The following is a 14,096-nucleotide window of genomic DNA, read 5'->3' as shown; positions in this document are numbered from 1 at the left end:
TCAAGCATGCGTTCCTTTATGTACACGCTCTCCGATTTCGATTTTAATCTGCCCGAGGCGCTTATCGCGCAATATGCACTGCCCGAACGCAGCGCCAGCCGCCTGCTGCACGTCGGCCCACCGGCTCCGGGCAGCACATCCCCCCATCTGACCGACCACCATTTCGCCGATCTTGTCTCCTTCCTGCGTCCCGGCGACCTGCTGGTGTTCAACGACACCAAGGTCCTGAAAGCCCGTTTTTTCGGAACGAAGGCCAGCGGCGGTCACGTCGAGGTACTGGTCGAGCGTCTGATCGAAGACCCGCCCGGCACGCGACCGGTCGGCGCTGGCGGCACAACCGCCCTTGCCCAGATTCGCGCCAGCAAATCGCCTCGCGCCGGCACCACGTTGCGGCTGGCCGATGCATTCGATGTCATCGTCGGCGAGCGCGTGGGGCCCTTCTACACGCTGACGTTTCCAGGCCCCTGCCTGGACCTGATCGAGCAGTACGGCCGCTTGCCGCTGCCACCGTACATCCAGCACACGCCGGACGCAAGCGATGAGACCCGCTACCAGACGGTCTATGCGGCCCATCCGGGTGCGGTCGCGGCACCCACCGCGGGGCTGCATTTCGACGAAGCCCTGCTTGCCGCGCTGGATGCCGCCGGCATCCAGCGCGGCACGTTGACGCTCCACGTGGGGGCGGGCACATTCCAGCCGGTGCGGACGGAAAACATCGCCGACCATGTCATGCACAGCGAATCATACGAAATTCCAGCAGCGCTGGCCGACGCGATTTCCACGACCCGCGCCGCCGGCGGCCGCGTCATCGCTGTAGGCACGACGTCGATGCGTGCGCTCGAATCCGCCGCGCGCGATCAGGCCACGGCGACAGGGGCATCGGACCTGGGCACGCCCGCCAATGTCGCGGTCGATGACCGGTCTTCAACCGCGCCGCAACTGCGCGCGCATCGCGCGGAAACCGACATCTTCATCACGCCCGGTTACCCATTCCGGATCGTTGATTGCCTGATCACGAATTTCCATTTACCGAAATCGACCTTGATGATGCTCGTATCGGCCTTTGCCGGCATGGCGCCGATCCGCGCCGCCTATCGCCACGCGATTGCCGCGCAATATCGTTTCTTCAGCTATGGCGATGCCATGTTCCTGACCCGCACGCCCGAGGCTCCTTCCGATGCTCAAGTTTGAACTGCTCGGCCACGATGGTCATGCCCGTCGTGGCCGTATCACCGTGAACCATGGCGTCATCGAGACGCCGATTTTCATGCCGGTGGGCACCTACGGCACCGTCAAGGCGATGACCCCACGCGACCTGCACGAAATCAACGCGCAAATCGTGCTGGGCAATACCTTTCACCTCTGGCTGCGCCCGGGCCTGGATACGATTGCGCAACACGGCGGACTGCATGGCTTCATGGGGTGGAACAAGCCGATCCTGACCGATTCCGGGGGCTTTCAGGTGTTCAGCCTGGGTGATCTGCGCAAGATCAGCGAGGACGGCGTGCGCTTTGCCTCGCCCATCAACGGCGACAAGCTGTTCCTGTCACCGGAAATCTCGATGCAGATCCAGCGGGTGCTGAACTCGGACATCGTCATGCAATTCGACGAATGCACGCCTTATCAAGTCAACGGTGTTCCTACCTCGCAAGAACTGGCGGCGGAATCAATGCGCATGTCGGCGCGCTGGGCTCGGCGCTCGCGCGACGAGTTCGATCGCGAGGGCAATCCGAACGCCCTGTTCGGCATCGTCCAGGGCGGCATGTTCGAGGACCTGCGTGACGAATCGCTGGAGCGGCTGCGCGACATCCCGTTCGACGGACTGGCGATCGGCGGGTTGTCCGTGGGCGAGCCGAAGGCGGACATGATGCGCATCCTGGCGTACACGGGGCCGAAGCTGCCGGCCGACAAGCCGCATTACCTCATGGGCGTGGGCACGCCGGAAGATCTGGTCAACGGTGTGGCCAACGGCATCGACATGTTCGACTGCGTGATGCCCACCCGTAATGCCCGCAACGGGTGGTTGTTCACGCGCTTTGGCGACTTGAAGATCAAGAACGCCTCGTTCAAGAACGACCTGCGGCCCCTGGACGAGACCTGCGGTTGCTACACCTGCAAGAACTTCACGCGGGGCTATCTGCACCACCTGCACCGGACAGGCGAGATTCTCGGGGCGCAATTGAACACGATCCACAACCTGCATTACTACTTGGCATTAATGCAGGAGATCCGGGACGCGATTGATGCGCGGCAATTCGACGCATTCGTAAAGCGCTTCCAGACGGACCGTGCACGTGGCGTGACCTGACATGGACACGGTGCCGATGCGTGCGCAAAACCGCGCCAGGCACCGCATTCGACGATCCGGCACCACGTCGCCAAGCCACGTGATTTCGGTCCTCACGCCACGCTTTCCAGGAATTGGACACGTTCCCCGGGTTTGGCCGTACGGCGGCGGGTCGCGAGGGTGCTAGAATACGCCGCTCTTTTTGGCTTTTGTTTTCTTTGCTTTTCTTTTTTAGATCGCTTCAGACACACGCGGAGACTGTAACGTGTTTAATCTACAAGGCGCTGGCGGCGAATCCAGCCTGATGAGTTTCCTGCCACTGATCCTGATGTTCGTTGTGCTGTACTTCATCATGATTCGTCCGCAGATGAAGCGCCAAAAGGAACATCGGAACATGCTGGCCGCCGTCGACAAGGGTGACGAAGTCGTCACCAGCGGCGGCCTGGTTGGCAAGATCAGCAAGGTCGGCGAAGCCTATGTCGGCATTCAGATCGCTGAAGACGTCGAGATCACCGTGCAGAAGGGCGCGATCACGACCGTGCTGCCGAAGGGCACGATCAAGTCACTGTAACGCCGTGCCCGCCCTGCCGCGTGACGCATGCGCGGCGGCGCTTGGGCGAGACAAAACTTGCCGAGGCACATTTCGTGGCACGTTTTGTCCGCGCCGCCTTCGGGCGGCATTGCTGTTTTGAGGGGGCGGGTCTGCGCCTGAGTGCGCGACCGCCCCGACGAGCCTTGGGCTCCGCGAGCGCCCGTTCGATCCCCGAATGGAACGCCGCGCCATTCTTCGTCAGCCTGCCATGAATCGTTACCCCCTCTGGAAGTACATCGCGATGCTGGTGGCGGTCGCCATCGGCCTCTTGTATACGTTGCCGAATCTCTTTGGGGAGACCCCCGCGGTCCAGATCCAAAGCTTGAAGGCGACCGTCAAGGTGGACGCATCGGTGATGGCGCGCGTCGAACAGACGCTGCAAGCCAATCACATCAATGCCGCCGACGTCTCGTTCGAGAACAGCGCGACCAATGCCAGCATCCACGTCCGCTTGCACGACGGCGACACGCAACTGCGTACGAAGGACCTGCTGCAGCACGCGTTGAACGACGATCCGTCGAACCCGACCTATATCGTTGCATTGAGCCTGCAAAGCGCGTCGCCGCATTGGCTCACGGCGTTGATGGCGCGACCGATGTACCTGGGGCTGGACTTGCGCGGCGGCGTGCACTTCCTGTTGCAGGTGGACATGGCCGGCGCGCTGCAAAAACGGTTGGAATCGGACGCTTCGGACGCACGCACGCTGCTGCGTGGCAAGAACATCCGCGATGGCGGCATCAACCGTGTGAACGACACGCTGACCATCAATTTCGCCAACCCGCAGGTCGCGGCGCAGGCGCGTGATGCACTGGTGGCGAGCGGCTCGGATCTGCAATGGAAGATCGTGGACGCCGGCGGCAACGGCGCCCAGGTCGTCGGTACCTTCTCGGATGAAACGCGCCGCACGGTGCAGGACGACGCCGTCAAGCAGAACATGCAGACGCTGCATAACCGCGTAAACGAACTGGGCGTCTCCGAACCGGTGATCCAGCAACAGGGCGCGGACCGGATCGTCGTCGAACTACCCGGCATCCAGGACACGGCGAAGGCGAAGGACATCATCGGTCGGACGGCGACATTGGAAGCACGCCTGGTCGATACGAACGCCCCATCGAATCCGCAGCCCAACGACCCGGTGCCGCCGGGTGACGATCTGTTCACACAAGGTCGCGGCGCACCGGTGTTCCTGAAGAAACAGGTGATCTTCTCCGGTGACCAGATCACCAGCGCGTCCGCCGGCTTTGACGAGCAACAGCGGCCGGCCGTGATGATCAAGCTGAACGCCGCCGGCGGCCGCATCCTGCGCACCGTCTCGCGCGAGAATCTCCAGAAACCGATGGCGATCGTCCTGTTCGAACGCGACAAGGGTGAAGTGCTGACGGTGGCGACGATTCAGTCGGAACTGGGCGAAAGTTTCCAGATAACCGGTTCCGCCGACACGCAGGCCGCGAACGACCTGGCGCTGTTGTTACGTGCCGGAGCGTTGGCGGCACCGATGAACATCATTGAGGAACGGTCAGTGGGTCCGAGCCTGGGCGCGGACAACATCAAACGCGGCTTTGACTCGGTGGCGTACGGCTTCGTGGCCATCGCCGTGTTCATGATTGCCTACTACATGCTGTTCGGCGTGTTCTCGACGATTTCGTTGTCGGTGAATCTGCTGCTGCTGGTGGCAATCCTGTCGATGCTGCAAGCCACGCTGACACTGCCCGGCATCGCGGCCATCGCGTTGACACTGGGGATGGCAATTGATGCGAACGTGCTGATCAATGAGCGCATCCGCGAGGAACTGCGTAACGGCCAGCCACCGCAAACCGCGATCTCCGCCGGTTTCCAGCACGCCTGGGCGACGATCTTCGACTCCAACGTCACGACGTTGATCGCGGGCCTGGCGTTGCTCGCCTTCGGCTCAGGCCCGGTGCGCGGCTTCGCGGTCGTGCACTGCATCGGTATCGTGACGTCGATGTTCTCGGCGGTCTTCTTCTCACGCGGCCTGGTCAACCTCTGGTATGGCGGTCGGCGCCGGCTGCAATCGCTGGCGATCGGCCAGGTCTGGGGGCGCCCCGCCTCCGGCCCGGAAGCGGCGGGCGCGCTGGGTCATGGCGCCACGGCCGGCAAACCGATACCAAAGTCCAGTCAGTTGATCGGTTCGAACACGACGACGTCCAAGAAAAGCAAGCTGAGCCGCGCGCAAGCAGCACGGGACAGTTCTCAGGGCAGCGCGTCGGTCGGGGACGCCGGCAGCAACGCGAACAACAATACAAGCAGCGCCGGTGGCAATGCCGGCGGCACGGGCAACAAGGCCGCCCAAGGCAAGCGCGGCGGCAAGTCGCGCTGATACCTAGAGGACATCATGGAATTCTTTCGTATCCGCAAAGACATCCCGTTCATGCGGCATGCGCTGATACTGAACACGATCTCGTTGATCACGTTCGTTTTAGCGGTGTTTTTCCTGTTGCATCGCGGGTTGCACCTGTCCATCGAATTCACCGGCGGGACCGTGATCGAGGTGCAGTACACCCAATCGGCGAATCTGGAAGCCGTGCGCGGCAACCTTGACACCATCGGTTATGCCGATGCGCAGGTCCAATCGTTCGGGACGTCGCGTGACGTACTGATCCGCCTGCCGCTGAAGAAGGGTCCGGACGGCCAGCCGCTGTCCTCGGCCATGCAAAGCGATCAGGTGATGAATTCGCTGAAGGCGCAGAACAGCGATGTGTCGTTGCAGCGCGTAGAGTATGTCGGTCCGTCCGTGGGCAAGGAGTTGGCGACCAACGGGCTGTTGGCGCTGGCGTGCGTGGTGGTCGGCATCATGATTTATCTGTCGATCCGCTTCGAATGGAAGTATGCGGTGGCAGGGGTGATCGCGAACCTGCACGACGTGATCATCATCCTGGGCTTTTTCGCGTTCTTCCAGTGGGAGTTCTCGTTGTCGGTGCTCGCGGCAGTGCTTGCGGTCCTGGGCTATTCGGTCAATGAATCGGTCGTGATCTTCGACCGGATTCGCGAAACCTTCCGCAGGGAAAAGAACCTCGGCACCGTCGGCACGATCAACCACGCGATTACCAGCACGATCTCGCGGACGATCATCACGCACGGCAGCACGGAAATGATGGTGTTGTCGATGTTGCTGTTTGGCGGCGCGACGCTGCACTACTTCGCCATCGCGCTGACGATCGGCATTCTGTTCGGTATCTACTCGTCGGTGTTCGTCGCCGCGGCGCTGGCGATGTGGCTGGGCGTCAAACGCGAGGATCTGATCAAGTCATCGAAGACCGCGCACGATCCGAACGACCCGAACGCCGGCGCGCAGGTCTGACCCGCCGCCACGGATCCTCGGCGCCCCGGCGGGGTGCCGCAGGACGACACGGATAATAAAAAAGGAGGCGCACTGGTGTGCGCCTCCTTTTTATTATCCTGTTACCCGATCGCCGACCGGCGTAAATACTTACTTCGTCACGACGAGGTGGAACTTGATGTCCACTTCATCGGCGACAACCGAGGTGTCCTTCCACTCGTTCGCACCAATGCCGTAGGCCAGGCGCTTGATCGACGTCACACCATCGAAGGTCTGGGTCGCGCCGGCCACTTGGTACGACAGCGGCACTGAGACGTCCTGAGTCTTACCCTTGATCGTCAGCTTGCCTTTGACGGTCAGCTTGCCCGGGCCGGCCGAGGCGATCGATGTCGATACGAACGTCGCCTGCGGGAACTTGGCCGAGTCGAACCATTCAGCGCTCTTCAACGTATTGTTGTACTCGTCCGAGCCAATGTCGTAGCTGCCGATATCGATGGTTACCTTCGCCGAACCCGCGCTCGGATTGGCCGGATCGAACGTCACATCGCCGCTGAACTTCTTGAACTTGCCGTCGACAGCCACGCTCATCTGCTTCGACGTCGTGATCACGGAGCTCTTCGCCACGTCGATCGGCGCCGCCGATGCCGATGCGGCGCCAAACAGCGCGCATGCCGCGGCCGCGAGCAATGCCGATTTCAGAACGATCTTATGGGCCATCGCGGACCGCGCGTTTACGATCGAAAACATCATCACATTCCTTCAAGTGTGCCCGACCGGCCTCGCATGAGACCGACGGATGCTGTTGCCTTGCAGCCTTGGCCCGCCGTCCGCACAGATCTCGCGCCCCGGCGACCCGAAAAGAGCGCGCGTGAGCCGAAACGTGGTGCCGATTGCGTGCCGCGGCCGTCCTTCCCCCTTGGGAGTCATCGTACCTTAAGCGATTTGTTTGCGCCGAAAAAACACCGTATGTTACGTAGTCACGGCAGCACCGGCCTGCCGGGACATGCACATCCTCACCGCCCCCGTGGCGGTGACACACGCCGGTAACCGATTTGGTAAGATGGATCGCACCATTGCCCCTGCAATACTCATGGCTTATACCGAACTCGTCGCCTGCAAGTACTGTGACAAACTGCACCGCAAGGTTCGGCTGCCTCGGCGTTCGGTTGCCCGGTGCACGCGCTGCCACGCAATCCTGTATCAGCATACCGACGGTCGCGTCGACAAATTGCTGGCAGTGGCACTGACCGCGTTTATTGCCTTCCTGATCGCCAACGGCTTCCCCATCGTCGAATTGGAGGCACAAGGCATCAGCACGCAGACGACATTGGTCGGGGCGGTCTATCAGCTTTGGGACGACGGGCGCTGGATCATTGCGCTGATGGTGCTCTGCTGCACGCTCTTGTTTCCGATATTTGAGACGCTGGCGCTACTTTATTTGTTGATTCCATTACAATTTCGCCGGCGTCCCCGGTATTTCGACCCCGTACTCCGCGCGCTGCTCGCCGTGCGTCCCTGGGGCATGATCGAAGTCTTCATGCTCGGCGTGCTGGTCACGCTGATGAAATTGTCCAGCCTTGCCCGATTGATGCCCGAGCCCGCATTGTTCGCTTTTGGCGCGCTGACGGCCCTGACGGCGCTGACGCTGTCGTTCGACCCGCACACGCTTTGGGATGTCGCGGATGCCCGGTGTGGGCGGTGGCGCCGGTCGCGCCGCCGTCTGAACGCGTTGCGCGCCGCGGATACCGCGATGGCACAATCGATGCTCCCGCCCCCCTCGCCATGACCTTGCACGGTACGCCGCCCTCCCCGGAAACATCGAATGCGTCGGATACCCCCGATACGCGCTCCCCGTTGCAGGACCCACGCGCCGTCATGCCGTTGATGGAGTACGACGACGTACCGTTGCCGGAGATCGATGCGCCGGCGGGTGAGCGACGTCACCGAAATCACCGGGTCAGCGCCCGGACGCGCGATCTCGTCGGTTGCACCGATTGTGGCCTGGTCACACCACGAGTGCGGACGATCGACGTGCAGTACTGCCTGCGTTGCGGGTCGCCGTTGCTGTCACGCAAACCCGACGCGACCGCCCGCGTCTGGGCGCTGCTGGTCTCGGCGGTGCTGCTGTATATCCCGGCGAACCTGATGCCGGTCATGCATACCGCATCGCTGCTGGGGGCATCGGACGACACGATCATGAGCGGCGTGGTGTACTTCTGGACATCCGGCTCGTACGCACTGGCCATCATCGTGTTCGTTGCCAGCATCCTGGTGCCAATGCTGAAGCTTGCCGCCCTGTCGATCCTGAACTACTCGGTCCAGACCCGCTCGGACTGGCGCCCGGAACAACGTACGCGGCTTTACCACGTCGTGGAGGCCATCGGCCGTTGGTCGATGCTCGACATCTTCGTGATCACGCTGACTGTGGCGTTGGTGCGCTTCCAGTCGCTGGCGGTAATCACGGCCGGGCCCGGCGCGGTGGCGTTCGGCGCCGTCGTCGTGTTGACGATGTTCGCCTCGCTGCAATTCGATTCCCGGCGTATCTGGGACCCTATCGACGAATCTGGAACCGCGCGTAAATGAGCGATCAGCAGCACACGCCCCCTCGGACCGACGACCGTACCACCGGCGTGTCCGGCCCCCCTCGAACGGAGAATACCGCCGCGACCGGCCCCGGCGGCCTGCCCGACTGGCAAGAACCGGTGGTCGCGCCACGCGGCCGCTGGCTGCCGTCGCTGGTCTGGTTGGTCCCGTTGATCGCGGCGCTGATCGGCATTTCGCTGGTGGTCCGGCAGGTGGTCCAGCAAGGGCCCACCATCACGATCAGCTTCAAATCCGCGGAAGGCATCGAAAGTGGCAAGACCAAGGTCAAATACAAGGACGTCGACATCGGCGAAGTAAAATCGGTTCGACTGGCGGATGACCGTTCCCGGGCGATCGTCACCGTCGATCTCACCAAGGAAGCGCAGGGATTCGCGGTCAAGGACACCCGCTTCTGGATCGTCAAGCCGCGCGTGGCGGCCAATGGCATCTCCGGCTTGAATACGTTGCTGTCCGGGTCGTATATCGGCGTGGATGCGGGACGCTCGCCCGACTCCGAAAAGGAATTCACCGGACTGGAGAACCCGCCGGCGGTCACCCGTGACCAAAAAGGACATCAGTATGTATTGAAGGCAAGCGACCTGGGCTCGCTCGACATCGGTGCACCGGTGTATTACCGGCGCATCCAGGTCGGCCAGGTGGTTGCCTATAATTTGAACCCCGACGGCAGCGGGGTCACGCTGCGTGTTTTCGTCAATGCGCCATACGATCAATTCGTCACCACGAATACCCGCTTCTGGAACGCGAGTGGCGTGGATGTTCGCCTCGATTCGGGCGGTTTCAAGCTGAATACCCAGTCTCTGGCGGCCGTGCTGTTAGGGGGCGTGGCGTTCCAGGCACCCCCGAACGAAGCACCGGGCCAGGTTGCCGCGGACAACCGTGAATTCCGCTTGAACGCCGACCTGGGCACGGCGATGAAACCGCCAGACACGGACCCCGTACCGGTCGTCCTGAACTTTAATCAATCGCTGCGCGGCCTGACCGTGGGCGCGAACGTCGATTTCCGTGGCATCACGGTCGGCGAGGTCACGCATATCGGCGTCGACTTCGACCCAAGGAAGCAGGAGATTTTGATGCCCGTGACGGTGAACATCTATCCGGAACGGTTGGGCAAGGCCTTCGCCAACGCCATCCGCAAGGACAATGCCGACCGTAGCCACCAGATGTTCATAACGATGATCCGGCGCGGCCTGCGCGCGCAATTGCGCACTGGCAACTTGCTGACCGGCCAGTTGTATGTCGCGCTGGACTTCTTCCCGAACGCCCCGCCGGTTTCGGTCAACTACGACAGCGAGCCGACGGAATTGCCAACGCTGCCGAACACGTTGGACGAGCTGCAGTTGCAGGTGGCGAATATCGCGAAGAAGATCGACAAGATCCCCTTCGACCAGATTGGTGCGAACGTCAATACCGCCTTGATCAACGCGAACAAGCTATTCGACCAGTTGAACACCCAGGTGGCGCCGCAAGCCGCGCAAACGTTGCAAGAAGCAAAGAAGACGTTCGCCAGCGCACAGCAAACGTTGTCGTCGGATTCGCCGCTGCAAGGGGACGTCCGCCAGGCAATGCGCGAATTGACCCGTACCGCGCAGCAATTGTCGGTGCTGGCCGATTACCTCGAACGACATCCGGAAGCGCTGATACGCGGAAAAACAGGGAAAGATAAATGACGATGCGCCGTACGCAGAACTATCGCCGGGGCCGCCTGGCCCTGGGGTCGTCCCTCTTCCTGGGGCTGGCGCTGGCCGGATGTGCCAATTCGCCGGACAGCCAGTACTACACGCTTTCCGGGGGCGGAACGGGCGCGATCTCCACCACTTGCGGTGCGCAACGTCCCGCGCAAAACGGGCAGTCCTGCGGTACCGCGGATCCGGCGCATCCATTGATGATCGAAATGACGCCGGTCAATATCCCGGATGCGGTGGCCCGTCCGCAATTGGTCACGTCCACCAAGCAGGGGCAGGTCGACATCCAGGACTACCACCGATGGTCCGGCCCGCTCGCCGATGAGATCGGCGGTGCGCTGTCGACATCGCTGACGCAAGCGCTGCCCGCCATCGATGTCTACCGCGCACCGCGGCCAAAAGGCGCCACCGTGTATCAACTCACCGTCAATATCCGACGTTTCGAATCGGTCCCCGGTGAACGCGCGACAATCGATGCGGTCTGGAGCGTGGTGCGCTCGACGGATCACCTGACGATGACCTGCCAATCCATTGTGTCGCAGCCGGTTGCATCAGGCTATGACGCACTGGTCGCAGGTCATCGCAAGGCGCTTGCCCGCGTCGCGAACGACATTGGCGCCGCGATACAGCAAGAACGCGCCGAGCCGGTACGGATGCCGATGGATTCGCTCGATACCATCGGCGGTGCCGATAAAGGCGGCACAGCCGGCAAGGGTACGAGCGGCAAAATGCCCGCGAATGCGGGCTTGGGAAGTACGGCATCCGGCGTCGCGGCCCGCAGCATGCCGCTACCGGTACTCCTTTGTCCGAGCAACGCGGCAACGTCGGATTGACCGCGCCGCGGCGGATTATCCGATCCGCTTGGCCAGTTCGATCGCCTTGCCGATATAGTTTCCGGGCGTCATCGCCAACAGCACGTGTCTCGCTTCGTCGGGGATGGCCAGCGTGCCGATGAAAGTATGCAGCGCGTCCCGGGTGATACCTTTGCCGCGGGTCAACTCCTTCAATTGCTCGTACGGATTCTCCACACCGTAGCGACGCATCACCGTCTGCACCGGCTCCGCCAGCACTTCCCAGCAGTTGTCCAGGTCGTCGTTCAGGCGCTGTGGATTCACCTCCAGCTTGTCCAGGCCGCGCATGCACGCATCGTACGCCAACAAGCTGTAGCCGAACGCAACGCCGATATTACGCAGCACTGTCGAATCCGTCAGGTCACGCTGCCAGCGCGAGATGGGCAGCTTCTCCGACAGATGGCGCAGCAGCGCGTTCGCCAGACCCAGATTGCCTTCCGAATTTTCGAAATCGATCGGGTTGACCTTGTGCGGCATCGTCGACGAGCCAATTTCGCCGGCCTTCAGCTTCTGCTTGAAATAGCCTTGCGAGATATAACCCCAGACATCGCGGTTCAAGTCCAGCAGAATCGTGTTGGCCCGGGCAACCGCGTCGAACAGTTCGGCCATATAGTCGTGCGGCTCGATCTGGATCGTGTACGGATTGAACGTCAGACCCAGCCGTTGCTCGACCACCTGCTTCGAGAACGCTTCCCAGTCCATCGACGGATAGGCCGACAGGTGTGCGTTGTAGTTTCCTACCGCACCATTCATCTTGCCCAGCAGCTTCACCGCCTCCACGCGCTCGATGGCGTGCGCCAGGCGAGCCGCGACGTTGGCCATTTCCTTGCCGAGCGTGGTGGGGCTGGCAGGCTGGCCGTGCGTCCGTGAAAGCATCGGCTGTTCCGCTTGTGCCTGCGCGATCGCGACAAGCTTGCCGTGCAGCTTGCGCAATGCCGGCAACATCACATGCTTGCGCGCGCCCTTCAGCATCAGGCCATGCGACGTGTTGTTGATGTCTTCCGATGTGCAGGCAAAGTGAATGAATTCGCTCGCCGCTTCCAGTTCCGGCTGCCCCTTGACAGACTCCTTCAGCCAATATTCGACTGCTTTCACATCGTGATTGGTGACACGCTCGATGTCCTTGATACGCGCGGCATCATGAACGCTGAAGCGTTCCGCAAGCGCCAATAGAAAGGATTCCGATGCAGCCGAGAACGGCGGCACTTCGGCCAGACCGGCCTGCGACAGCGCGATCAGCCAGTGGATTTCCACCGTCACGCGGTGGCGCATGAATGCCGCCTCGGACAACCAATCACGCAGCGCCTCGGTCTTCGTGGCGTAGCGGCCGTCGAGCGGCGACAGCGCGGTCAGCGCATTCAAGGATTCGATCTGGGGCGTGGACATGAGGAAATCGGATAGAAACGGTTAGAGACGACGGGCGGCTTGCTGTGCATGCCGGGCCCGGCCGGCCGCACGGCGACGGGCCTCGTCGGCCTTCGCGGCGCGATGGGACGCCTGCAAGGCGTCCCAGGCAGCGGCGGCATCACTGGCGGCCGCGATTTTACCATCCATGTCGCCCACCGCCTCGATGATCCCGCCCCCCAGGCATTCGTCACCGTCATACAACACCGCGGACTGGCCGGGGGTCACGGCCCATTGCGCCGTATCGAAATGCAACCCAAATGGCACCGCCGCAGGCGCGTAGCCTGGATTGCCCGCCACGGCGAACGCACCGAGTCCAGCCGCGACCGGGTTGTCGCGGTGTGCCGACCGTCCCGCCCGGGCCGCGGCGGCGGGATCGAGGCGGCATGCCGCGTCGGCCTGCCGGTAACGGGTCTTCGCCGCCAACGCCGGATAACGCGCCGCGTCCGGGGCGGCCGCGCTGGTCCAACTCACCTGCCCTGCAGCCAGCGTATGCGACAACAGCCAGGGATGATCGTGCCCCTGGACCACGTACAGCGTGTTGGCCGCCATGTCCTTGGCGGCGACAAACCACGGATCGCCGCTGCCGTCCTTGCTCCCGCCCAGACCGATGCCCTTGCGCTGGCCGAGCGTATAGAAGGCCAGACCGATATGCTCGCCGACCACCTCGCCATCGGTCGTACGCATCGGCCCCGGATCGGTCGGCAGGTAGCGATTCAGGAAATCGCGGAACGGTCGCTCGCCGATAAAGCAGATTCCGGTGGAGTCCTTCTTCGCGGCATTCGGCAAGCCAATTTCCGCCGCGAGACGCCGCACCTCGGTCTTTGGCATCTCGCCCAACGGGAATAAGGTACGCGACAACTGATGCTGGTTCAGTCGATGCAGGAAGTAACTCTGATCCTTGGTCGCATCCAGCGCCTTGAGCAAGGCAAAACGACCGGCGGCGGCGCCGTTGCCCACTTCGCGCACACGTGCGTAATGGCCGGTTGCGATGGTTTCCGCACCCAACGCAACCGCGTGATCGAGAAACGCCTTGAACTTAATCTCGGCATTGCACAGTACATCCGGATTCGGCGTGCGGCCGGCCGAGTATTCACGCAGGAACTCGGCGAATACACGGTCCTTGTATTCGGCGGCAAAATTGACTGCCTCGACGTCGATGCCGATCAGGTCCGCCACCGATACCACGTCGATCCAATCCTGCCGCGTCGAGCAGTATTCGCCGTCATCGTCGTCCTCCCAGTTCTTCATGAACAGGCCGACGACGTCGTAGCCCTGCTGCTTCAACAGCCACGCGGTCACCGACGAATCGACGCCGCCCGACATGCCGACGACCACGCGCCGGCCACGGCCCACATTCTCGAACGCACGCGTCACG

Annotated in this window: 12 protein-coding genes; 9 read left to right on the top strand and 3 right to left on the bottom strand. The window is 62.3% G+C overall.

From position 1 onward, the window contains the following. Positions 1-18 precede the first annotated feature (18 nt). From queA to secF, 5 genes are all read left to right on the top strand, one after another. The gene (gene queA / locus WM40_RS13635) at positions 19-1,191 is read left to right on the top strand and encodes a tRNA preQ1(34) S-adenosylmethionine ribosyltransferase-isomerase QueA (RefSeq protein ID WP_024901795.1); all 1,173 of its coding nucleotides are present in this window, start codon (positions 19-21) and stop codon (positions 1,189-1,191) included. Then, positions 1,178-2,308, top strand: a complete 1,131-nt coding sequence (tgt, locus tag WM40_RS13630) for a tRNA guanosine(34) transglycosylase Tgt (protein ID WP_024901796.1) — start codon at positions 1,178-1,180, stop codon at positions 2,306-2,308. The genes queA and tgt overlap by 14 nt, the downstream gene beginning before the upstream one ends. A 283-nt stretch (positions 2,309-2,591) precedes the next feature. After that, the gene (gene yajC / locus WM40_RS13625; RefSeq protein WP_024901797.1) at positions 2,592-2,858 is read left to right on the top strand and encodes a preprotein translocase subunit YajC; all 267 of its coding nucleotides are present in this window, start codon (positions 2,592-2,594) and stop codon (positions 2,856-2,858) included. A gap of 229 nt (positions 2,859-3,087) precedes the next feature. After that, complete coding sequence (gene secD / locus WM40_RS13620; protein ID WP_082102704.1) at positions 3,088-5,217, top strand: protein translocase subunit SecD; 2,130 nt, start codon at positions 3,088-3,090, stop codon at positions 5,215-5,217. 15 nt (positions 5,218-5,232) lie between these two features. Then, positions 5,233-6,198, top strand: coding sequence for a protein translocase subunit SecF (gene secF, locus WM40_RS13615; RefSeq protein WP_046153105.1), 966 nt, complete (start codon positions 5,233-5,235; stop codon positions 6,196-6,198). 129 nt (positions 6,199-6,327) lie between these two features. Here secF and WM40_RS13610 read toward each other — a convergent pair whose 3' ends face one another. Next, the gene (locus WM40_RS13610; RefSeq protein WP_024901800.1) at positions 6,328-6,924 is read right to left on the bottom strand and encodes a YceI family protein; all 597 of its coding nucleotides are present in this window, start codon (positions 6,922-6,924) and stop codon (positions 6,328-6,330) included. A gap of 313 nt (positions 6,925-7,237) precedes the next feature. On the opposite strand from WM40_RS13610, the gene WM40_RS13605 reads away from it, so the two are divergent. From WM40_RS13605 to WM40_RS13590, 4 genes are read left to right on the top strand one after another with little or no spacing between them, the layout of a single operon-like run. Continuing rightward, on the top strand, positions 7,238-7,963 hold the full coding sequence (locus WM40_RS13605; RefSeq protein WP_236693510.1) for a paraquat-inducible protein A: 726 nt from the start codon (positions 7,238-7,240) through the stop codon (positions 7,961-7,963). Then, on the top strand, positions 7,960-8,760 hold the full coding sequence (locus WM40_RS13600) for a paraquat-inducible protein A (protein WP_236693509.1): 801 nt from the start codon (positions 7,960-7,962) through the stop codon (positions 8,758-8,760). Before WM40_RS13605 ends, WM40_RS13600 begins: the two co-directional genes overlap by 4 nt. Further along, positions 8,757-10,448 (top strand): PqiB family protein, encoded by a 1,692-nt coding sequence (locus tag WM40_RS13595; protein ID WP_082102702.1) that lies wholly within the window; start codon positions 8,757-8,759, stop codon positions 10,446-10,448. Before WM40_RS13600 ends, WM40_RS13595 begins: the two co-directional genes overlap by 4 nt. After that, a complete protein-coding gene (locus WM40_RS13590) occupies positions 10,445-11,296 on the top strand; it encodes a PqiC family protein (protein WP_052738319.1) in 852 nt (283 codons plus the stop codon). Before WM40_RS13595 ends, WM40_RS13590 begins: the two co-directional genes overlap by 4 nt. Positions 11,297-11,311: 15 nt before the next feature. Here WM40_RS13590 and purB read toward each other — a convergent pair whose 3' ends face one another. Next, positions 11,312-12,700 carry an adenylosuccinate lyase gene (gene purB, locus WM40_RS13585; RefSeq protein WP_046153104.1) on the bottom strand — a complete coding sequence of 463 codons (1,389 nt, stop codon included), beginning with the start codon at positions 12,698-12,700 and terminating at the stop codon, positions 11,312-11,314. Positions 12,701-12,721: 21 nt separating this feature from the next. Beyond that, positions 12,722-14,044, bottom strand: a complete 1,323-nt coding sequence (gene mnmA / locus WM40_RS13580; protein WP_082102723.1) for a tRNA 2-thiouridine(34) synthase MnmA — start codon at positions 14,042-14,044, stop codon at positions 12,722-12,724. Positions 14,045-14,096 lie beyond the last annotated feature (52 nt).

The organism is Robbsia andropogonis (genome assembly GCF_000970345.1).
Taxonomy (GTDB): Bacteria; Pseudomonadota; Gammaproteobacteria; order Burkholderiales; family Burkholderiaceae; genus Robbsia; species Robbsia andropogonis.
Note: the sequence above shows the minus strand (reverse complement) of the source record. Positions and strands in the feature narration are given on the sequence as shown.